The sequence below is a fragment of the Rheinheimera sp. ATLC3 genome (assembly GCF_059429535.1).
Genome location: NZ_CM182103.1, coordinates 200,290 through 221,539, shown reverse-complemented (window position 1 = coordinate 221,539; position 21,250 = coordinate 200,290). Strand labels below are relative to the sequence as shown.

At 47.7% G+C, this 21,250-nt stretch carries 17 protein-coding genes and 1 pseudogene; 13 read left to right on the top strand and 5 right to left on the bottom strand.

Features of this window, described 5'->3' with window-relative positions; genetic code table 11:
* Window positions 1–149: 149 nt before the first annotated feature.
* Entirely contained in the window at window positions 150–2,639 is a 2,490-nt protein-coding gene (locus tag AC5SV9_RS01090; protein WP_475150154.1) for a S8 family serine peptidase, read from the bottom strand.
* Window positions 2,640–2,923: 284 nt separating this feature from the next.
* Here AC5SV9_RS01090 and AC5SV9_RS01085 point away from each other — a divergent pair, with 284 nt between their 5' ends.
* The 6 genes and pseudogenes from AC5SV9_RS01085 (at window position 2,924) to AC5SV9_RS01060 (ending at window position 6,454) form a co-directional block, all read left to right on the top strand.
* Window positions 2,924–3,325 carry a curlin subunit CsgB gene (locus AC5SV9_RS01085; protein ID WP_475150156.1) on the top strand — a complete coding sequence of 134 codons (402 nt, stop codon included), beginning with the start codon at window positions 2,924–2,926 and terminating at the stop codon, window positions 3,323–3,325.
* A gap of 21 nt (window positions 3,326–3,346) precedes the next feature.
* Window positions 3,347–3,751, top strand: a pseudogene (locus AC5SV9_RS01080) (hypothetical protein); the annotation flags it as partial.
* Between the two features lie 450 nt (window positions 3,752–4,201).
* The gene (locus AC5SV9_RS01075) at window positions 4,202–4,825 is read left to right on the top strand and encodes a hypothetical protein (protein WP_495473538.1); all 624 of its coding nucleotides are present in this window, start codon (window positions 4,202–4,204) and stop codon (window positions 4,823–4,825) included.
* Window positions 4,826–4,866: 41 nt separating this feature from the next.
* Window positions 4,867–5,262, top strand: coding sequence for a curli production assembly/transport protein CsgE (locus AC5SV9_RS01070; protein WP_475150159.1), 396 nt, complete (start codon window positions 4,867–4,869; stop codon window positions 5,260–5,262).
* Window positions 5,263–5,273: 11 nt separating this feature from the next.
* A complete protein-coding gene (locus tag AC5SV9_RS01065; protein ID WP_475150160.1) occupies window positions 5,274–5,657 on the top strand; it encodes a curli assembly protein CsgF in 384 nt (127 codons plus the stop codon).
* Between the two features lie 2 nt (window positions 5,658–5,659).
* Window positions 5,660–6,454, top strand: coding sequence for a CsgG/HfaB family protein (locus AC5SV9_RS01060; protein WP_475150162.1), 795 nt, complete (start codon window positions 5,660–5,662; stop codon window positions 6,452–6,454).
* On the opposite strand, the gene AC5SV9_RS01055 is transcribed toward AC5SV9_RS01060, so the two are convergent.
* Window positions 6,421–7,098, bottom strand: coding sequence for a helix-turn-helix transcriptional regulator (locus AC5SV9_RS01055; RefSeq protein ID WP_475150165.1), 678 nt, complete (start codon window positions 7,096–7,098; stop codon window positions 6,421–6,423). The genes AC5SV9_RS01060 and AC5SV9_RS01055 overlap by 34 nt on opposite strands.
* 138 nt (window positions 7,099–7,236) lie before the next feature.
* On the opposite strand from AC5SV9_RS01055, the gene AC5SV9_RS01050 reads away from it, so the two are divergent.
* The 3 genes from AC5SV9_RS01050 (at window position 7,237) to AC5SV9_RS01040 (ending at window position 10,284) form a co-directional block, all read left to right on the top strand.
* Window positions 7,237–7,710 carry a low molecular weight protein-tyrosine-phosphatase gene (locus AC5SV9_RS01050; RefSeq protein ID WP_475150167.1) on the top strand — a complete coding sequence of 158 codons (474 nt, stop codon included), beginning with the start codon at window positions 7,237–7,239 and terminating at the stop codon, window positions 7,708–7,710.
* 143 nt (window positions 7,711–7,853) lie between these two features.
* Window positions 7,854–9,203 (top strand): class II 3-deoxy-7-phosphoheptulonate synthase, encoded by a 1,350-nt coding sequence (locus tag AC5SV9_RS01045; RefSeq protein ID WP_475150169.1) that lies wholly within the window; start codon window positions 7,854–7,856, stop codon window positions 9,201–9,203.
* Between the two features lie 22 nt (window positions 9,204–9,225).
* Window positions 9,226–10,284 (top strand): 2-dehydropantoate 2-reductase, encoded by a 1,059-nt coding sequence (locus AC5SV9_RS01040; RefSeq protein ID WP_475150170.1) that lies wholly within the window; start codon window positions 9,226–9,228, stop codon window positions 10,282–10,284.
* A gap of 13 nt (window positions 10,285–10,297) precedes the next feature.
* Here the strand turns inward: AC5SV9_RS01040 and ppsR are convergent, their stop codons facing one another.
* On the bottom strand, window positions 10,298–11,107 hold the full coding sequence (ppsR, locus tag AC5SV9_RS01035) for a posphoenolpyruvate synthetase regulatory kinase/phosphorylase PpsR (protein WP_475150172.1): 810 nt from the start codon (window positions 11,105–11,107) through the stop codon (window positions 10,298–10,300).
* A gap of 137 nt (window positions 11,108–11,244) precedes the next feature.
* Here ppsR and ppsA point away from each other — a divergent pair, with 137 nt between their 5' ends.
* Complete coding sequence (gene ppsA, locus AC5SV9_RS01030) at window positions 11,245–13,623, top strand: phosphoenolpyruvate synthase (RefSeq protein ID WP_475150173.1); 2,379 nt, start codon at window positions 11,245–11,247, stop codon at window positions 13,621–13,623.
* A gap of 36 nt (window positions 13,624–13,659) precedes the next feature.
* Here the strand turns inward: ppsA and AC5SV9_RS01025 are convergent, their stop codons facing one another.
* The gene (locus tag AC5SV9_RS01025; protein WP_397471699.1) at window positions 13,660–14,595 is read right to left on the bottom strand and encodes a PfkB family carbohydrate kinase; all 936 of its coding nucleotides are present in this window, start codon (window positions 14,593–14,595) and stop codon (window positions 13,660–13,662) included.
* Between the two features lie 104 nt (window positions 14,596–14,699).
* Here AC5SV9_RS01025 and AC5SV9_RS01020 point away from each other — a divergent pair, with 104 nt between their 5' ends.
* Window positions 14,700–15,719 carry a LacI family DNA-binding transcriptional regulator gene (locus AC5SV9_RS01020; protein WP_475150176.1) on the top strand — a complete coding sequence of 340 codons (1,020 nt, stop codon included), beginning with the start codon at window positions 14,700–14,702 and terminating at the stop codon, window positions 15,717–15,719.
* Window positions 15,720–15,737: 18 nt separating this feature from the next.
* Here the strand turns inward: AC5SV9_RS01020 and gtfA are convergent, their stop codons facing one another.
* Window positions 15,738–17,225, bottom strand: coding sequence for a sucrose phosphorylase (gene gtfA, locus AC5SV9_RS01015; RefSeq protein WP_475150177.1), 1,488 nt, complete (start codon window positions 17,223–17,225; stop codon window positions 15,738–15,740).
* A gap of 177 nt (window positions 17,226–17,402) precedes the next feature.
* Between gtfA and AC5SV9_RS01010 the strand changes: the two genes are divergently transcribed.
* Together AC5SV9_RS01010 and AC5SV9_RS01005 are read left to right on the top strand one after the other, a co-directional pair.
* Window positions 17,403–18,656, top strand: a complete 1,254-nt coding sequence (locus AC5SV9_RS01010; RefSeq protein WP_475150180.1) for an MFS transporter — start codon at window positions 17,403–17,405, stop codon at window positions 18,654–18,656.
* 128 nt (window positions 18,657–18,784) lie between these two features.
* The gene (locus AC5SV9_RS01005) at window positions 18,785–21,229 is read left to right on the top strand and encodes a TonB-dependent receptor domain-containing protein (protein WP_475150183.1); all 2,445 of its coding nucleotides are present in this window, start codon (window positions 18,785–18,787) and stop codon (window positions 21,227–21,229) included.
* Window positions 21,230–21,250 lie beyond the last annotated feature (21 nt).

Sequence of the window (21,250 nt, the reverse complement as noted above, 5' to 3'; positions counted from 1 at the left end):
CCTTTGTGCTTTGGCCAACGGTTACCGTACTAAAAGCGCCGGTACCACTGCTGATGGCTATTGGCCTAATAGTACCGCTGTAACACAGAACTGCAACCAGAAAAAAAGCGGCCTAAGCCGCTTTAAAGCAAAAAAGATCGCTATACAGCTTAGAAATTAACGTCCAGCTCGGCAGAACAGGTATCAGTGCCTGCAACACAGATCTTATAGGTTACGGTCGCTGCCATTGAGGTAAAGCGATCGCGGTAACGCCCGTTATCCTCAGTGGTGTCGACCAGCTGATCATCCCGGTAGACGTCGACTGCTTCGGCGGTGCCTGTCCAGCGCAGATCAACAATTGTTGAACCGGTGCGGGTACGGACTTTACGTTGCAGTGTTAATTCAAGCTCAGTATCGTCGACCGATACCGTGATCATTTGGCTGCTGGTGTCTGTAAGGCTGGTGCTGTCGGTGACTGTTAGACTCACCTGATAACTGCCCGGCTCAGCATAGCTATGCTGTGGGTTGGCATCCTGCGAGGTATTACCATCACCAAAATCCCAGCTGTAGCTGCTGATATTGTTGTTGGCGTCGGTCGACATATCGGTAAAGCTTACTGTCAGGCCGGAGGCTGCATAGCTGAAGGCCGCTACAGGCGCTACAGGTTCTGGTGGCGTATCGTCTGATAATGCTGTCAGCGTTAACTGCCAGTTATTCAAGGTACCGGTGTCGAGATTAGCATTGTCTGATACTGTCAGTGTCCAGTCACCTTGCATTTCTTCACCATTAAAGCTGTCAAGTTGCCAGCTTTGCACCAGGTTGTCTTCACTGCCACCGGTACGGTTATGTAATGTGTGCTCTGTACCCTCAGGCGAGCGCAGCACAACAATTAAATCACCACGCCAGGTATGGGTGATGTCAACACTGACGTTCACGCCGAACAGGTTGCCTGATTGTGGGACGGAGATAACGCTGCTGATGCCTTCAGGTGTGTTATCCGGAATTGGCGATGCATTGTCGTTACTGTATGGGTAGTCCTGTAACCCTTGCGGCAAAATCTCCAGGCTGGCATTGACTGACTTCACCAGTTCACCGGTTGCGGTGTCTGTGCCGGTAACGGTGAACTGATATGTGCCCCAGACGGTTTCGGCGGTTGTGTTTATGTTAAGCATGACAGTTTGGCCAGGCTCTGCAGTGTCTGCTGATAAACTTACGCCTTCAAGTGCCGGATCAACATCAACAGTTAATGCAACTTCTCCCATCCAGTCAGCTATATTGCCGATATCGACAGTATACTGCGCGTTTTCACCGGCGGTGATCTGCTGGTTTCTCGGTGTGATGTTTAACCTGAATGACGGTGTAGGGTCTGCATCTACCATAGCATTTGCCAGGTTAAGTCGTTTGCCGGATACGGTTTTACCTTCCAGAGCAGACAGACTGTCTCCTGAGTCCATTAATATGCTTTTCATTTCCAAAGCCGTAATGTCAGGATTAACCGACCACAGCAACGCAGCTGCACCGGCAACGTGCGGAGAGGCCATAGAAGTGCCCGAGTAACTGGCGTAGCCGCCACCTGGCACTGTAGATAGAATTGCTGACCCCGGTGCGCCCAGGTCAACCGACACGGCACCATAGTTAGACGCACCACTGGTAAATATTGACAGAGCGTCGTTACGATCTGTAGAGGCAACAGAGACGATAGTGTCAAGGTCATAGGCCGCCGGATACATAGGTGTGCTGTCAGCATCAACGCCATCATTACCTGCAGCAGCGATAAACAGAATGCCGGCATCGCCACCCGATTCAATTGCTGCTCTTAACGTGTCGGAGTAGGAGCCACCACCCCAGGAGTTATTTGTCGCTTTAACATTAACGCCGTGGTTCAGTTTTAAATCGGTAAAGTAGTTGATGCATTCGATCGCACCGGCGGTGCTGCCGCCGGTTGGTCCAAGAAACTGGCAAGGTAAAAGCGTGACGCTCCAGTTAACGCCTACAACGCCAATGCCATTGTTGCCTGAAGCGCCTATAGTACCGGCAACATGGGTGCCGTGGCTGTCGCTGTCCATCGGATCTAACTCAGCATTCAATGTTGAATAGCCATAAGTGCTGCCCGGTAAATCGCCAGGGTTGACCCAGCGGTTATCGAGCAAGTCAGGATGGTTGTAGTCCATACCAGAGTCGATAACGCCAATAACAACCTCGTGACTGCCGGTAGAAATATCCCAGGCATCCGTCGCTTTGATATCAGCACCGGCGGTGCCGCTGTTCTGCCCGGTATTAAGCAGGCCCCACAGTTGCCCGAAGTCAGGGTCGTCCGGTGTCGCCAGCGCGTGCAGAGGGTAATCCGGCTCTGCAACTGCTACGGCAGGGTGAACAGATAAACGTTTGATCAGGGTGTCTTTATCCGTTCCTTTGGGAACCAGCACTTTGACTATACGACCATCAGCGACGTAGCGCATTTTCATGTCACGGCCTTGTTCATCCAGCTGGCGCAGGCTAGCTCCCTGTTTATGTATCAGGTTCTGTCGTTCCTGTTTTGATACGCCAGGTTTAAACATGACTAAAATTGCATTGTCTGGATCAGAAGGCGGGCTAGCCAGTACTGTCGCTGAAAATAGCGCTGTTGTAATGGCGCCAGCCAAGAGTGATTTCTTCGTCATACGAGTTCCCATTCAATTAATTGTTAAAAATATGCTTATTTTTAGCACCTTTATGAATAGCACTTTTGTTAACTAAAAATACACAAACAATGTAAAATAGTGCATAAGTACTAGTTTGTAATGGCTAGTTTATGTTAATAAAGCGCCATAAATTGCTGAATTTTATTTAATATTAAAATTAACTTGCTGTTAATGAAAATTAAATAAAATAGTTATTACGTCCTATTGCAGCATTTTTACCGTGCTTTAGCCTAGTTTGGTCACGAAGTTTACAAGGAATTAGCATGGTTAACTTGGCCCGGCAGGGAATGATAGCTAGCGCTATGTTATTGGCTTCAGCTGTACATGCTGATGTGTCGCTGCAACTGACCTCATTGCTGGAACGTCAGGCATTGGCGAACGGAGTTGATATTACTCAGTTGGGTAACCTTAATGTGGCCGATGTAATGCAATCAGGGCAGGGTCAATATGCCATTTTGTTGCAACAAGGAGTGTTAAACCATATTCAGTTGCGCCAGGCCGGACTTGGGAATCAGGTTCAGGCTTTGCAGTCTGGCAACAGTAACACAGCTGTGATTATCCAACGTGGTGACAATAACCTGGTTCAGATTGAGCAAAGAGGCAACCGGCACTTCTCCGTAGAGCAAACCGGCGTTGGTGCTGAAATTTCTATTATTCAATACTAATAATAAGTTAGGGAGAATACGATGAAGCTGACAAATCCACGTAAGCATATGTTGGGAATGGCTATTACGCTGGTGTTAAGTGCGCCGCTGTCTGCGGCAAACAATGAAGTTATTATTAATCAGAATTCGACTGCGGCAGCGGAAGGTAACCTGGCTGAGGTGCATCAGAGTGGCGATATTAACCTTGCTGCAGTTGATCAGGCCGGAGGCATTAACAACAGCTCTGTGCAACAGGATGGGGTGTGGTTAGAAGCCTATAACTTTGTTGCGGGTAATGATAACCAGGTCAGAACTGAGCAGCTGGCTGACTGGCATATCGCTTATGTTGATATAGCCGGTAATGAAAACACGGCAACGGTGACTCAGGACGGTTTTTATAATACGGCTGAGCTGGTAGTAGCCGGTGATATGAATGACGCAGCCGTTACCCAGGTAGGAGAAGCGAGTGAGGCTTTTGTCAATCTTGCAGGTGTGAATAATGTCGTTGAAATAGAGCAACAAGGTAATGCTAACTGGAGTAATGCAGGTTTTTCCGGTGATGACAATCAACTGTACAGCTTACAATCCGGTGATAACAACGAAGCTGGCATGTTTAATTTAAGTGGAAACCGTAATACTTTTGAATCCGAACAAATTGGTAACGCCAATGTAGGTGGCATAGTTGGACTGACCGGAGACAACAATAGCTTCTACGTGTCACAGCAAGGAGATGGTAACGTTTTTATCGGCACAGATGTAGCCGGTAATGACAACCTGGTCGACGTAATGCAAACGGGTAACGCAAACGAATTTTTGCTGCAACCTCTTGCCGGAGATCAGAATTTGCTGCTGGTTGACCAGCGTGGCGATGGAAATGTGGTCAATGCACCAACCGGTATGGTTGGCAATGATAACCAGATTGATATCTGGCAGGACGGTAATGTAAACAATGCCGTTTTTGCGACAGAAGGCGATGGCCATAACGTCGAGATCCGCCAAACGGGTGATGGTAACAGCAGCGAAATGTTGCTTTCGGGTGCGGCTAACGAGGGCATCATTTACAGCCGGGGTGATAACAATACTGCCGCACTGGGCTTGTCCGGCGCATCAAATCAGGGGCGTATTCAACAACTCGGTGATGACAATACCGCAGAGGTCGATATCATCGGTGATGACAACGACATCATGATTGATCAGTCTGGTAACGCCAACGCCTTGTTGCTGACCAGCGATACGGTGGTGACGGCTAACACTGTAACGATTGAGCAGAGTGGTGATATTAACCTGGTTGATCTGCTTATCTCTGGAAATGGCAATACGCTGGACATTCTGCAAAACGGTTCAGGTAACTGGATAGCAGGCGATGACGGTTACTTTGCTCTTTCAGGTAACAGCGGGTTGCTCAGTATTACCCAGCAGGGTAATGACAACCTGGTTTTGGGTGGCCAGTCAGGCGAAGGAAATATGATGACTGTCACCCAGGTAGGCGATTTTAATACCGCTATTGTCGTACAAAACTAGTGTTAAGGCGAAGGTGGCTGGGCTGCCTTCGCCGGTTCAATATGAAGTATCTGTCAATATTCTTCAGTTGCCTGTTACTACTGGTTCAATTTACTTCGGCGCCGTCAAATGCTGATGATATTGAGCTAAGCGGTATGGTGCTCGATCGTTCTATTTCCCGCTTTGGTAAAGATTTCGCTTTTTATTACTCTGGATACTGGCGCGATATGCCTGCTACCGAGGGCGTAACAGTCGTTATCTATGAGCAGGTTTATCCGCAATCTGGCACCTTCCTCTGGGTGGAAATGAACCAAACCCGGGTATACCAAACCTATTTTGGCCGCCGTTATAACGATGTTAAACAAATGGCTGAACAGGCAATTTTGTTAAGCATTAACGAGTTAGCCAACATTCAGACCGGCAAAATGCTTGGTGACACGATAATTGACCCGCTGTAGAAGGAATAATAATGAAGTTAGTCGCGCTGATTCTGATCCTTATTTGTGGCGTAACTCACGCTACAGAAATTGTTTATACCCCGGTTAATCCCAGCTTTGGCGGTAATCCGCTAAACGGCAACTTTTTGCTGCAAAAAGCCCAAAGCCAGAATGCTCATAAAGCTGATTCTCCGGGTTTATCTTTTGTTGAAAAGTTTCAGGATGCGCTGGAGCGCAATATTATCAACTCTTTGACGCGCAGGATCGCAGACGGAGAGCTGGTTGAAGGAGTGTATAATACCGGTGAGTTTCTGGTGGAGGTGAACACCGGCACAGATGGCAGCGTCATCGTAAACATCACCAACATTGAGACCGGTGAGGTAACCGTTATCACTATTCCGTCAATAGGGGGCTGATAATGGTGTTAATAAAAAAACAAATTTTACTTTGCGCGGTTTTGCTGCTCGGTAGTTGCTCATTAATACCTAAACCAGATATCAATATTACGCCCGCCAGCATTGATGCCTCCAGCACTGTTATGCAAGCGTTGCATGAGCTAGGAAAGCCCCGCAGTGCTATACCGGTATCGGTGTACGCATTTCGTGATCAAACCGGTCAATATAAACCCCAGGCCAATGTATCAAGTTTTTCTACTGCCGTTACGCAGGGGGCAACCTCTATGCTGACGCAAATCTTGCTGGAAACTGGCTGGTTCGCGCCTATGGAGCGTGAAGGGCTACAAAATTTACTGACTGAGCGCAAAATTTATGGCTCAAATAAAAAATCAGTTGAGCTGCCAGCACTCAAAGAAGCGCGTTTGCTATTTGAAGGCGGGATTATTGGCTATGAAACAAATTTGAGTACAGGTGGTATTGGGGCTGAATATTTTGGCATAGGAGCCTCTGAGCTATACCGGGAGGATCAGGTTACGGTCTACCTGCGGGTGATTGATGTGCATACCGGCCAGGTTTTGCTGTCAGTGTCGAGCAATAAGAAAGTGTTTTCTCAGGAGCTTCGTGCCGGCTTATTCCGCTATGTATCACTTAACCGTCTGGCAGAAGCGGAAGCCGGGTATTCAACGAATGAGCCGGTACAGTACTGCGTTAAACAAGCAATGGAAATGGCGGTAGTTGAACTTATCAGCCAGGGGCAGCTCCGTGGTTTCTGGCGTGCTGAAGATCAGCTCAACCTTGTTGACGCAGAAGGCTCATGACGAGCAGGTTGTTGTGCCCAGCGCAGTAATTCAACCCGGTTTCGGGCCTGGGTTTTTCGGAAAATCGCTGACATGTGCGCTTTAACAGTATGCGCGCTGATATTCAGTGTCAGGGCGATTTCTTTATTGCGGGCGCCTTCGGCAACCAGCTGAATAATGCGTTTTTCCTGCTTCGTCAGTAAGTTATTATCGGGTAGCACGAGCTGTTCAGTTAACATCGCAGATTTTTGCAATAGTAGTTGGTCTACCAGATCAGACATGACTGAGCGGGCATAGTAGAGCTGACCATCCATCATCGATTTCAGCGCGGTAAGGACGCGGTCTAATTGTTCGTCCCGGTAGATGACACCCCTTATGCCATTGTACAGTGCCTGGATTGGGTCAACTAAAGTGCGTTCTGCCTGAAATAAAAACAACGGCGCTTTTGTCTGCAGGTACTGCAGTTCAGTGGAGAGGTTTTTTTTATTCCAGTCAACATGGTGAAAGGGGCAAGCCAGCAGGGTACCCGCCTTCAGTGTGCCACCGTACAAGATGGTAAGCTTGCTACGTTGCTCAACAGTGATACCGACAGACTGGGCCAATAAGCTGATGCTGCTTTGGTTTTCTTGCTCTGTGAGTACGATAAGTTTGGTAAACTTATCCATCAGATATACTCCCGCGTACTGCTTAATATTGTTAATCCATTCAGACGTATACTGTACCCCGAATGTTGCGAATGCAAGTCTTAACCTGATGTTCGACCCATGCTAGCATGATGTCAGATTAATATAGGGAAATCTGTTATGACAAAAAAAGTGTTGTTTGTCTGCTTAGGGAATATCTGCCGTTCACCCACTGCGCACGCCGTAATGCGGCATAAAACTGCTGCGATGCCGGGTTTTATAGAAATAGAATCGGCTGGCACCAGCGCATCGCACAAAGGCGAAAAACCCGATCCGCGGGCAGTACGGGAAGGTATTCAGCTTGGTTATCAATTCAACGATATCGTCTCCAGACCAGTGCGGGATACCGATTTTAGCTACTACGACCTGATTCTGGCGATGGATAACGATAATCTAAAACAGCTGCAATCACGTTGCCCGGCGCAATGGCAGCATAAAATACAATTGTTTTTGCAGTATCATCCGCAATACCCCGAGTTACAGGAAGTACCAGACCCGTATTATGGTGGCAGCCGCGGATTTGCCTTGGTGTTGCAGATGATAGAGCAGGGATGTGATGGACTGCTCAGGCATCTTAAGCAGCAAGATAGCTAAGTAATGCAGGCTAATTTGCATAAATCTTAACCAGTTAAGGTGCTGCTGCGGTAAATGTCATAAATTATGCTAAAAGCAGCATTGAATTTACGTCCAGAAGTCTATAACTTGCTTGGCAGTTCATTAACCATAGGAAAATCATCGTGACCACCTGGACGCCTCAAAGCTGGCGCAACCTACCGATCCAGCAGCAACCTAATTATCAGGACAGGGAACTGCTGCACAGTGTTGAACAGCAACTACACAAATATCCGCCACTTGTTTTTGCACAGGAAACGCGTGATTTGTTTAGTCAGCTCGGTCAGGTCGCCAACGGTCAGGGATTTTTACTGCAAGGTGGTGATTGCGCCGAGAGCTTCAACGATTTTAATGCGCCTAAGATTCGCGATACATTCAAAGTATTACTGCAAATGGCGGTGGTGCTGACGTTTGCCGGCGGTTTACCGGTGGTTAAAGTTGCCCGTATGGCCGGGCAATATGCTAAGCCGCGCTCGAGCGACCTCGAAACAATTAATGGTGTGTCTTTACCAAGTTACCGCGGCGATATTGTAAACAGTTTTGAATTTACCGAAACGGCCCGTCAGCCTGACCCTAACCGGTTAACTACAGCTTATCACCACTCTGCAGCAACACTGAACCTGCTGCGGGCGTTTGCTCAGGGTGGTCTGGCCGATTTACATCAGGTCAGTAAGTGGAATATGGGTTTTGTCGAGTCAAATCCACTTAAAGACCGCTATCAGGACGTCGCGCAGAGAGTTCAGGAAGCGCTGCGCTTTATGGAAATTTGCGGTATTACCGGCCAAAATTCGCCTTCTATCCGTGAGACGCAGTTGTTTACCTCACATGAAGCGCTGTTACTTAATTATGAAGAGGCCTTGACGCGACGGGATTCACTGACCGGTGATTGGTATGATTGTTCCGCCCACATGGTATGGATTGGTGAACGGACACGGCAGTTAGATCATGCACATATCGAGTTTTTCCGTGGCATTCACAACCCGGTAGGCGTGAAAGTTGGCCCGGGCATGCAGCCAGATGAATTGATCAGGTTAATTGATGCCCTCAACCCGAACAATATCGCCGGGCGATTAACCCTGATAACCCGCATGGGCGCCGACAAATTGGCTGACAAATTACCGGCATTAGTGCGCAGGGTGCAGCAGGAAGGACGTAAAGTGGTCTGGAGCTCAGATCCGATGCATGGCAACACTGTTAAAACCAGCAACGACTACAAGACACGGGACTTTGAAGCAATTTTACGCGAAATCCGTAATTTCTTTGCTGTACATAAAGCGGAAGGAAGCCATGCAGGTGGTATCCATCTGGAAATGACCGGTGAGCATGTGACCGAATGTACCGGCGGAGCCTATGGTTTAAGCGAGCATGATCTTGGTAAGCGTTACTTCACACAATGTGATCCAAGGTTAAATGCTGATCAGGTACTGGAATTAGCGTTCCTGATTGCCGATACTTTACGCACAGCGCGTAAATAGCCACGCGCTCACAGGAGCGTAAGTGCAACCAGAGCAACGGACTCAAAATGACAATGGCCAGCTGGCAACAGCTGGCCGGCGTTATTGTGTAGGAATTGTAGGCGCAGGCAGTATAGGCTGCTATCTGGGCGCGCATCTTTGCCAGGATGCGGCGTTGGACGTCAAATTTTTTGGCAGGGAAACCATGGCGCTTGAGCTTGCCGCGCATGGGCTCAGTGTCACTTCGTTTAATCATCAGGCGTATTATGCCCAGCCGGTGGCGTTTTTCAGTTCGCTTAACAGCCTGATTGAATGCGATATCGTTTTATTAACGGTTAAAGCAACGGCATTGGTGCCAATGCTTGCGCAGCTGCAACGCTTTCTGCGCCCCGAAGTGCCCCTTATTGCCATGCAAAATGGTATTGGTATCGGTGAAATGCTGGCACAGGATTTAGCTAATCCTGTGTTAAGAGCAATAGTGCCGTTTAATGTGGTTAAAAACAACGCTGGCCAGTTTCACCGGGCTACATCCGGCGACATCATTCTACAGCGCAGTCAGCTTGAAGTGGTTAACTATGTTGTCAGTGTCTTTAACCGACTGCAGTTAAAGATCGAGCTATGTGACGATATCACCAGTGCTGAATATGGCAAGTTACTGCTTAATCTTAATAATGCTTTAAATGCGATTAGCGGCTTGCCGTTGCAACAACAATTGCTGGATAGGAATTTTCGCTCTTTGTTGTCTTACGCGATGCAGGAGTGGCTGGCGATATGTGAGCGCATCGGTATAAAGCCTGCTGCTTATACTCGCGTGCCCAATGCGTTATTGCCCTGGTTATTGCGCTTACCCACACCATTATTTACTGTGCTGGCAAAAAGCATGCTGACAATGGATACACAGGCAAGATCATCAATGTGGGATGACATTCAGGCAAAAAAACGCACTGAAATTATGTTTTTAAACGGCGCTGTGGTTCGCCTGGGCCAGTTGTACCAGCTCCCTACACCGGTCAATACCTTACTGGTAGAGCAGATAAAGCGGCTGGAAAGCGGAGATAACAGGCCGTTGACGGCGAAAGAATTACTATGCCAACTGACATAAATTGCACGACAGCTCAGTATTTACGCCTTTTAAGCCCCGTCTTAGCGATTATCTTTGCCGAAATCTCCTCTATGGACAGATGAGTGGAGTTTAAAAAAGGGATCTGCTCCCGCTGATACAATTTCTCCACTTCTGCCAGTTCCAGCTGGCATTGACGTAAAGATGCATATCGGCTATTCGCCCTGCGTTGTTCTCGGATCTGGCTTAAGCGCTCCGCAGTGATGGTTAAGCCAAATAGCTTCTCTTTATTTCGCTTTAACACCTCAGGCAAGCTTAATCGCTCCATGTCTTCTTCTACAAATGGATAATTTGCCGCCTTGATACCATACTGTAGTGCCAGATAAAGGCTGGTAGGTGTCTTACCAGAGCGGCTGACACCAACCAGAATAATATCTGCCTGATCAAAGTTTTTCAGGTTGGAGCCATCGTCATTAGCCAGCGCAAAATTGACTGCATCGATACGAAAATCGTAGGTTTGCTCATGAATACTGTGAGTGCGGTGAGTCTTGGGCACAGGTGCTACGCCAAGCTCACGCTGTACTGGATCAACAAAGCTGTTCAGGAAGTCATAACAGACGCCGTTACTGCTATTGATGATCTTACGTAAGTTGTCGTCAACAAAGGTTTGAAACACTAGAGGCTTTTGCCCTGTGGTTTTATAACGATCGTTTATTCGTTGCCTGACTTGTTCTGCCATATCCTCAGTTTCGACAAAAGGGATGGTTACATGCTCAAATTGTGCAGGAAAAAGAGTAAGTAAGGCATGACCAAACACTTCGGCAGTAATCGCTGTACCATCAGAAATATAAAAGGCTGTACGCACGTTAACTCCGTTTTGTTGTTATAAAATTACATTGAAAATTAAGGTTTTAATTAACACAAGTGCCAGTGTAAAATCATCTGGCACTGTAATGCTGACCGTAAGCTTACACGCCACACGACAAAAATTGGAGACGAACTGTGCAGGAATTTGTTATTTGGTATGAAAACCTGGGAATGCATGATGTTAACCGCGTTGGCGGTAAAAATGCATCGTTGGGTGAAATGATCAGTAATCTGGCTAATGCCGGTGTGCAGGTACCGGGTGGATTTGCCACCACAGCCTATGCCTTTAATCAATTTCTTGAACAAAGCGGTGTCAACGAGCGGATTTATCAGTTACTGGATGGCTTAGATGTAGATAACGTGACAGAACTGGCCAAAGCTGGCGCACAAATCCGGCAATGGGTTATCGACACGCCGTTTCAACCCGAATTAGAGCAGGCCATTCGTGAGGCCTATCAGCAGCTGCATCCTGACGCAGCACAGGACGTATCTTTTGCTGTGCGCTCTTCTGCCACGGCTGAAGATATGCCGGATGCCTCTTTTGCCGGTCAGCAGGAAACCTTCCTGAACGTGCGTGGCTATGATGCTGTTATCGTCGCCATTAAGCATGTTTTTGCTTCATTATTTAACGATCGTGCTATTTCTTACCGGGTACACCAGGGCTACGATCATCGCGGCGTCGCACTGTCTGCCGGCGTGCAGAAAATGGTGCGTTCAGATTTAGCCTCATCGGGCGTGATGTTCAGTATCGATACTGAATCAGGCTTTGAAGATGTGGTGTTTATTACCTCTTCATACGGCTTAGGCGAAATGGTGGTGCAGGGCGCTGTTAACCCGGACGAGTTTTACGTACATAAACCCACGCTGGCCGCTGGTCGTCCGGCAGTAGTCAAACGTAACCTGGGTAGTAAAAAGGTTGAGATGGTGTACTCAGGTGAGCAAGGCCATGGTAAGCAGGTAAAAGTGGTCGATATTGCCGCTGAACGTAGCCGCCAGTTCTCGTTAACAGATGCTGAAGTAGAAGAGTTAGCCAAGCAAGCCGTTATTATCGCGAAACATTATGGCCGGCCAATGGATATTGAATGGGCCAAAGATGGTAACGACGGCAAGCTATACATCGTACAAGCGCGGCCTGAAACGGTAAAAAGCCGTGAAGATAGCAACAGCATGGAGCGCTTCCAATTACAGGGCAAAGCACCTGTATTGGTAGAAGGGCGGGCTATCGGCCAACGTATTGGTAGTGGTACGGCTAAAGTACTAAAAGGCATTGAGCAAATGGATCAGATTCAGCCCGGCGATGTACTGGTAACTGATATGACCGATCCGGATTGGGAGCCGATCATGAAGCGCGCTTCGGCCATTGTAACCAATCGCGGCGGCCGTACTTGCCATGCTGCCATTATTGCCCGTGAGCTGGGTATTCCGGCGGTTGTAGGCTGTGGTGATGCGACTAGTAAAATTAAAACCGGCCAGCAGGTTACGGTGTCGTGTGCCGAAGGTGATACCGGTTTCATTTACGATGGCAAACTGGACTACAAAGTCGTGAGCAGCCGCGTAGATCAAATGCCACAGCTTGATTTAAAAATCATGATGAATGTGGGTAATCCAGAGCGAGCTTTTTCGTTTGCTAAATTACCGCACGCTGGTATTGGTTTAGCTCGCCTGGAATTCATAATCAACCGTATGATTGGTGTGCACCCTAAAGCGCTACTTAATTTTGATGCGCAAACACCGGAGTTAAAGGCAACGATCAGCGAGATGATCGCCGGTTACGACAATCCGGTTGAGTTTTACATCGCCAAACTGACTGAAGGTATTGCCACCTTAGCGTGTGCTTTTGCGCCGCAAAAAGTCATCGTGCGGATGTCAGATTTCAAATCGAATGAATACGCCAACCTGGTCGGTGGTCGTCAGTACGAACCGCATGAAGAAAACCCGATGATCGGTTTTCGTGGTGCTTCGCGTTATATTTCTGAAGACTTCCGCGACTGCTTTGCGTTGGAAGTAGAAGCATTAAAGCGCGTGCGTAATGTGATGGGCTTTACCAATGTTGAAGTGATGATCCCCTTTGTGCGTACTTTAGGGGAGGCCAGCGCAGTAATTGATTTATTAGCAGAGCACGGCTTAAAACGCGGCGAGAATGGTCTTCGCGTGATCATGATGTGTGAGCTGCCCTCTAATGCGCTATTAGCCGAAGAGTTTTTAGAGTACTTTGATGGTTTCTCTATCGGCTCTAACGATTTAACGCAGCTAACACTGGGCTTAGATCGTGACAGTGGTTTAATCGCGCATTTATTTGATGAGCGTAACCCGGCTATATACAAGCTGCTGGAAATGGCGATTAAAACCTGTAAAGCCAAAGGTAAATACATCGGTATTTGCGGGCAGGGACCTTCAGATCATGAAGACTTTGCTGCCTGGTTAATGCAGCAGGGCATTGATAGCGTATCGCTTAACCCGGATACGGTACTGGAAACCTGGCTGTATCTGGCCGAGAAATACGGTAAAAACTAAAATGTATAAAACACCCCGCTTTGGCGGGGTGTTTTTTTATGTTAGTTTTGCTAAAGCATGGTCCAGTTCATCACGTGTCGGTGGATTACAGCCTTTAGTCGCGATATTTAAGCTTGCCGCCAACATGGCTCGCTGCAAACAATGCCTCAAGATATCCAACGAGACGTCACCGGCTTTAGGTAATCCCTGTTTAATTAGCGATACCAGTAAGTTTGCCCAGAACGTATCGCCGGCACCGACGGTATCAACAAAGGGCGTTGCTGCAATAACCGGTAATGTTATGTGATGTTGTTGCCAATACAATGTGGCGCCTTTGTTGCCCTCAGTTAACGCCAGCATTGCACTGGGTGCGCTGTGTCGTACTAAAGAAACAGCCTCTGAGAGGTCTTCATCTTCAAATAGCAGCGCAAGATCTTCATCACTGGCTTTTATATAGTCACTTTGCTTAATCATTTGCAGTACAAAAGCGCGGTAAGCCTCTGCATTGGTTACAGCTTTCAGCCTTACATTAATATCTAGTGCAATCTGTATACCTGTGGCTTTTGCCGCACTGACCACCTGAGTAATACGCGGAGCGTCTTCACTCTCTAATGCCAGCGAACCTAGATGTAAGACGTTGCAGTTTGCAGGCAGGGCAGCAGTTTGTGTCTCAGCGCTGATATCTCTATCAGCAATACCGCGGCGATATAAGCTGTATTGCGGTTGTAATTTGGTATCAATCGATATAACGGCCATTGAGCTGGGGCACTGGCTGAAGTAATTCAAGCCATAGTTGGCACCATTTTTCTTAAGATATGCCGAAAACTGTTGGCCAAAGGCGTCTTTTGATAGTGGTGAGATATAGCTTACTTGTTGTTGTTGCCGTGCTGCGGCAATAGCGACGTTAAACGGCGAGCCGCCAAGACAAGGGCGATACAAGCCATTGTGCTCTGGTAGCATATCAACAACGTTTTCTCCGATAACCGCAAGCATAGTAGTTTCCTGTCGCAATGAGCTGTATAAAGATAGGGTTTGGCAATAACTTAAAAATCATATAACTTAATCAATTAAGAAGAAAGCCTGAAGTGACTGGAACGATGAGTAAATTAACGCTGAAAAGTGTTGCTAAGACCCTTGGCGTATCAACTGCGACCATTTCTAATGCGTTTAACCGGCCGGATCAACTGTCGGTCGCGCTACGGGAAAAGATACTTAGTGCCTGCGCTGAACTGGGCTATTTTGGTCCGAATAAAGCGGCACAATCGTTGCGCACCGGCAGCTCAGGCATTGTTGCGGTTATATTGTCTGATTCGCTGGAATATATGGTCAGCGATCCGGTGGCAAGTCAGTTTTTGCAAGGTGTTACCCGCGAGTTAGAGCGGCATAAACTGCATTTGTTGCTGTTCTCCGGCAGTAGCGCGAACCTGGATGCAATCAGTGACTTTGTTGATGGCTTTATCTGCTATGGTGCACCGCGTAATCTGGGATTGATAAAACAACTGGCAAAAAGCCCCCAGCGCGTGTTAACAGTCGACTTCGATTTGCCTGGTCGGCCTTCGGTGAACATTGATAACGAGCAGGCTGCTTATCAGAGCGCAAAAGCGATTATCAATAAAGATGATACCGTTGCGGTACTTGGTTTGAGGCTGATTGACGCCAGCGATACCCGACCTGTACTCGATGCGCCTCTGTGGGATAATGAAAGCTCTATTGCTCACCGGCGGCTAGACGGATATCAGCGCGCGATGGCAGAGTGTGATCTCGTTCTGCGGCCTGATTATCTTTGGCATATTCCGGAAAGTAACCAGCAATTCGCACAGTACGCTGCCAGATCTTTGTTAGCCCTAAACCCCAGGCCTACAGTGCTGTTATGTATGAGTGATTTAATCGCGCTAAGTGCGATGCGCGAAGCGCTTCAGCTCGGCATTGCCATTCCAGAGCAGCTTAAAGTGGTAGGTTTTGATGGCATTGACGAGACATTACGTTATCACCCGACTTTAAGCAGCGTATGGCAGTTTAGTGACGTAAAAGGCGAGGCTGCGGTTAGGGCGTTTTTATCAGCAGATAACAGCCCCCAGCTATTGCCATATCAGCTTAAGCTGGGGGAGAGTAGTTAAATATATCTGGTGCCGGGCTTACGCCAGCAAGCTGTGAAGTTGCAACAGCTCTGCAGCTTCACCTTCATTTTGCCAGGCTAAGGCCGCTGTTAGACTGTCAAGTGTCAATGTTAAGCTTGCTGTATGACCCAAATGCTGCCAGCTTAACTGATATGTGTTATCTGATAGCGTGTGGCTAAAGCTGCCATTAAAGGCCTGCATGTTATGGCGCAACTTAATCAGTTTAAGCAGGGCTTTTACCACTGGCTTTTGCAAAGCCTGGTTAATGGTGTCTTGATTGAAATAGGGGCGGTTAATGTCACGCCCCACGCCAGTACGTTGTAATAACGCCACATCATTCTCTGCTGCCAACAAGCCAGCGTAATAAATTTGGCTAATGCCGGGGCAAAATAGTTGTATTGCCCGAGCCAGTAGATACTCTCCGTCGTTTTGGCCTAATGCATCGTAAAAGCTGCAGTTAACCTGATATAAATCAACATTGTTAGCCGCATTTCCGGTGGCAAGTTTGGAACTGCCTTTGCTGTTCTGGTGGATTTTTTCAACTAATGCATCCAGTTCAGGATCGGTTAAAAGTCCCGGTTCACCGTTGTGATCTGCCGCATCAACAATGCCTATGCCATCATGAGTATCCAATACCGTGATACAGTTACGCGGTGCTATATCTAACCAGGTTTTTAACGCCTTAGCATTGCGGGTAAAGAGTGTATGTAACACCAAAGGTGGTAGGGCAAAGTCGTATACCATGTCACAACGTTTGGCGATTTCAATTTGTGTTTTGTGATAACCATGTATCTCCACTAAGCACGTCATACCGCGCGCTTGGGCGTGTTCTGACAATTGAGCGATGAAGTCAAACGTTTCAGGCAGCATAAAGCAGTTGGTGCCGGCTTTTTTAATGGCATAACCCGCCGCATCCAAGCGAATGTATTTCACACCATGATCGGTAAAGCGTTGCAATATCGCCTGCAGATAGGCCTTACCCGGTTCAGAGTTAACGTCGATATCAATCTGGTTTGCGGTAAAGGTGGTCCAAAATGGCACAATTTGGCCGTTTTCCAAGGTGATATCGGTAAAGCATGGTGTAGGGCGCGGCCGGTAAATGGCGCTTAACTGTATCGCATCCGGCTTGGCACCAAAGACTTTATCGCGTGTTAAAAACAGCGGCCAGTATTGGGAAGAGTCGCCATGTTGCAACACGTCGAGAAATTGCGGTGATTGTGCTGACATATGGTTAACAATCATATCCGCCATGATTGGATAATTTTTTGCTAGTTGTTCAATATCTAGCCAGGTTCCCAAACGACTATCGACCGCAGTATGGTCAGTTGGATCGAAGCCGGCATCTTCGCCATCGATTGGCGGATAAAACGGCAATAAATGCACACCGTCGAACAGACCGCTCAGCGAGCCGTTCAGTAGGTTATTTAAATCTGTTATTTTTCCGCCACTTAGTCTATCAACATAAGTGATTAACTGGATCTGGTTGGTGTGTACTGCGTTAGTCATTGCCGGGTTCCTGAAAAAAATATTTGCATCTTAAACGATTAAGATATAGCTTTAAGCCAATGCACAACTTTGTCAAGCCCCGCGATAATAATAACAGGGCAAATTGTCAGAGCCGTGCTACAACGGGTGATAACCGGCCGGTGCGCTTACACCGGTCTGCCACAAACGGGGTACAAAATGCTTACTAGCAAAAGTAGCGTTTTAGCTGTCGGGGCAGCTGAAACAAACGATTCGGCTATGCGGTTACAGCGTCAGGTGCGCTGGATGACTTATCTGATGTTTTTTGTCTTCGCTATGACGACCGACGCCGTTGGCGTCATTATTCCTGAAGTGATGGCGCAATATCAGCTGACGATGTTTCAGGCCAGTGCATTTCACTATGTGCCGATGGTGGCGATTGGTTTCGCCGGCCTATTGCTTGGCCGCCTGGCCGATAAATTGGGTCGCAAGACACTTATCATTATCGGACTGAGCCTGTATGCGGCAGCCTGTTATAGTTTTATCGCCGGCGATGGTGCAGTGTTTTTTATCCTGCTGATGGGGATTTGTGGCCTGGCAATAGGCATATTTAAAACGGCGGCGCTGGCGCTGATAGGCGATATTAGCAAAGACAGTGCTAGCCATACCCGCACCATGAACAAAGTTGAGGGTTTCTTTGCCCTGGGGGCGATAGCGGGCCCGGCGCTTGTCACGCTAATGATTGCTGCGTCCATACACTGGAAACAACTGTATTTGGTGGCAGGGCTGCTGTGCACTGTGTTAGTGATTATGGCTACACGTTTGCCTTATCCTCCCTACAAAGCCTCCGTCACACAGAGCACGCTTCGTCAGTCACTGGGTTTACTCAAAGATCGTTATGCGCTGGGTTTTTCGCTGGCGATAGCGCTATACGTTGCATGTGAAGTGGCAATTTTTGTCTGGTTGCCAACGTTACTGGCAGGCTACGACGGTAGTTACGGCTTTGTAGCCATGCATGCGATTACGATATTTTTTATTCTGCGAGCAGCTGGCAGGTTTCTGGCCGGTATCATTTTACAGCGGTTTTGCTGGAGCAGTGTAATGGCGGTGTTTACATTGGCCATTTTTATTTGCTTTATGCTTAGCATTCTAGGCGGAAAAGAAGTTGCGCTATGGTTAATGCCGCTTTCCGGCCTCTTTATGTCCATGATATATCCAACGTTAAATTCTAAAGGCATTAGCTGCTTTCCACGCCAGCAACATGGTGCGGTAGCCGGGCTTATTCTGGCGTTTACTGCACTATCAGCTGCGTTGGCACCGGCTCTGATGGCGATAATTGGCGATATGGCAGCAAATGTAAGTGCCGGTTTTTATCTTGCCACCGCATTTTCAGCGCTGTTGGCAGCGGCCATGCTTTATAACTGGCTGGCGCAACCAGCAAAACAAAAATTAGCACAGCAACAAACCGATTAAATTTTATATAAGTGATAAGTCTTTAAGTTTTAAATGAAAATTATCGCCTTAAAACTTAAACGATTAAGTTTGTAGTTAAATTAGCTATCCAACAAAAGAGATAGCAAAATCAACACGGGAGCTAGACGATGAAACAACATATTAAACCGGCGTATCTGGCATTAGCCGTTAGCCTGGCGCTTAACACTGCTTACGCGCAAGAACAGCAAGTAGCATCAACTGATACGCAAAACACGACAAGCACAGAAGCACAGGCGCAAGCAGGTGAAAGCGCTTCTGGTTTAGGTTTTGAGCGTATCGTAGTCACCGGTGCGGTATCACGTAATCAAACCGTGATGCAATCCAGTGTGTCTGTCAGTAGCTTAACGCCTGCCGATATTGAAATTGCTACGCCGCGCAGCACAGCTGAGATTTTTCGCATGTTACCAGGGGTGCGCAGCGAGTCGACCGGCGGTGAGGGTAATGCCAATATTGCGGTACGCGGTTTACCTGTCGCATCAGGCGGCGCTAAGTTTTTAGCCTTACAAGAAGATGGCTTACCTGTGCTGCAATTTGGCGACATTGCCTTTGGTAATGCCGATATCTTTTTGCGCGCTGATGCTACCTTATCGCGCTTAGACGTGATCCGCGGCGGTTCAGCCAGCACCGCGGCCAGTAATTCTCCCGGCGGTATTATTAATTTTGTCAGTAAAACCGGCGAAGCTGGTGGTGGTAGCCTTGCCATTACCTCAGGTTTAAATTACGACAGTTTTCGTACTGATTTTGAATATGGTGGTGACTTAAATAGCGATACCCGGTTTCATGTTGGCGGTTTCGTCCGCCAGGGCGAGGGTGTGCGTGATCCTGGTTACCAGGGCGAGACCGGCTATCAGTTAAAAGCCAACCTGACCCGTGAATTTAACAGCGGTTATGTTCGTTTGTATGTTAAGCACTTAAATGATAAAGCCGCCAGCTATATGCCGATGCCTATGTTGGCAGATGGCAGCTCCGTTGAGGGCTTTGATGCGCAGCGGGATACCTTGCAGTCAGCTTATTTAACCCAGACTGTACGGTTAAATGGTGATAACCAGATATCACGTGGTGATGTGCGTGATGGCATGAACCCTGAAGTAAATAGCGTTGGCGTTGAGGCAGTATTTGATTTATCGGAAGGCTGGACACTGGAAAACCGTTTTCGTATCAGTGATGTCAGCGGTAACTTTAATACCTTGTTTCCGGCAGAAGTTGGTAATACTCAGCAAATTGCCGACAGTATCGCTGGCAGTGGTGCAACAGTAAGTTATGCAGTTGGTCCAAATGCAGGTAGCGTTTATAACGGTGCTAATGCAATGCGAATTCATACCTTCGATGTTGAAATCAATGATTTTGGCTCCATCGTCAATGATCTGAAGTTATCCCGTCGCTTTGGTGATGTTGATGTTAATGTCGGTTATTACGTTGCCGATCAGAACATCAGCATGTCCTGGTTATGGAACAGTTACTTTATGGCGTTAAAAGGCGATAACGCTGAACTGTTAAACGTTAACGCACAAGATGGTACAGCGTTTTCAGAGCAGGGCTTATTGGCGTACGGTGTGCCTTTTTGGGGCAACTGCTGCCAGCGCAACTACGACACTAGCTACAGTATCAAAGCACCTTATGCTGGTGTTAGCTGGGCGAAAGATAAACTGTCACTTGATGCCAGCATTCGCCGTGATATCGGTTCAGCAGACGGCACATACGCAGGCGCAGCACAAGCATCACGTGATATGAACAACGATGGTGTGCTCAGTCAGGTTGAACAAAGTGTCTCCGGTATAGACCTTGCTAATCCGAGCTTGGTCAATTACAGCTGGGGTTACAACTCGTATTCTGTCGGTGCGAATTATCAGTTTGATAATGACTGGGCGCTATTTGCCCGCATTAGTAAAGGTGGCCGTGCCAATGCCGACCGCTTGCTGTTTGGTAAAGTAAATGCCGATGGCAGTGTGGCAAAACAAGATGCGGTAGATGAAGTAACACAATACGAATTTGGCAGTAAAAGCCGTCATGGCAACTTAAACCTGTTCGCTACTGCATTTTTTGCCGAAACTGAAGAGCAGAACTTTGAAGCCACCAGCCAGCGTTTCTTTGACCGCGTATACAAAGCGCAGGGTCTTGAGCTGGAAAGTAGCTATCGTATAGGCGATCTGGAACTGCGTGGCTCGGTAACCTTAACCGACGCTGAGATCAGCAAGGATGCGCTAAGCCCCGAGCTGGAAGGTAATACACCTCGTCGTCAGGCCGATATGCTGTATAGCTTAATGGCACGTTATTATCTGGATAAAGCGCAGCTGGGTTTAAGCGTTGTTGGCACCAGCGATGCCTATGCGCAGGATAATAACGATCTTAAATTCAGCGGTTATGCGCAGGTAAATGCGTTTGCCAGTTATGATTTAGCCGAAAATTTACAGTTATCAGTTAATATCAACAACCTGTTCGATGAGGTTGGCTTAACAGAGGCCGAAGAGGGATCAGTACCGGCAAATGGTATTATCCGCGCCCGCACCATTAATGGCCGCACCGCTTCAGTGGGTTTACGTTATCAGTTCTAACAGGATTGTCTGTCTTGCAAA

Bases quoted from the DNA above. Each gene is read 5' to 3' on its own strand.
- AC5SV9_RS01090 (WP_475150154.1), bottom strand. From the start codon at position 2,639: ATGACGAAGAAATCACTCTTGGCTGGCGCCATTACAACAGCGCTATTT.
- AC5SV9_RS01085 (WP_475150156.1), top strand. From the start codon at position 2,924: ATGGTTAACTTGGCCCGGCAGGGAATGATAGCTAGCGCTATGTTATTG.
- AC5SV9_RS01075 (WP_495473538.1), top strand. From the start codon at position 4,202: ATGGTTGGCAATGATAACCAGATTGATATCTGGCAGGACGGTAATGTA.
- AC5SV9_RS01070 (WP_475150159.1), top strand. From the start codon at position 4,867: ATGAAGTATCTGTCAATATTCTTCAGTTGCCTGTTACTACTGGTTCAA.
- AC5SV9_RS01065 (WP_475150160.1), top strand. From the start codon at position 5,274: ATGAAGTTAGTCGCGCTGATTCTGATCCTTATTTGTGGCGTAACTCAC.
- AC5SV9_RS01060 (WP_475150162.1), top strand. From the start codon at position 5,660: ATGGTGTTAATAAAAAAACAAATTTTACTTTGCGCGGTTTTGCTGCTC.
- AC5SV9_RS01055 (WP_475150165.1), bottom strand. From the start codon at position 7,098: ATGGATAAGTTTACCAAACTTATCGTACTCACAGAGCAAGAAAACCAA.
- AC5SV9_RS01050 (WP_475150167.1), top strand. From the start codon at position 7,237: ATGACAAAAAAAGTGTTGTTTGTCTGCTTAGGGAATATCTGCCGTTCA.
- AC5SV9_RS01025 (WP_397471699.1), bottom strand. From the start codon at position 14,595: ATGCTTGCGGTTATCGGAGAAAACGTTGTTGATATGCTACCAGAGCAC.
- AC5SV9_RS01020 (WP_475150176.1), top strand. From the start codon at position 14,700: ATGAGTAAATTAACGCTGAAAAGTGTTGCTAAGACCCTTGGCGTATCA.
- gtfA (WP_475150177.1), bottom strand. From the start codon at position 17,225: ATGACTAACGCAGTACACACCAACCAGATCCAGTTAATCACTTATGTT.
- AC5SV9_RS01010 (WP_475150180.1), top strand. From the start codon at position 17,403: ATGCTTACTAGCAAAAGTAGCGTTTTAGCTGTCGGGGCAGCTGAAACA.
- AC5SV9_RS01005 (WP_475150183.1), top strand. From the start codon at position 18,785: ATGAAACAACATATTAAACCGGCGTATCTGGCATTAGCCGTTAGCCTG.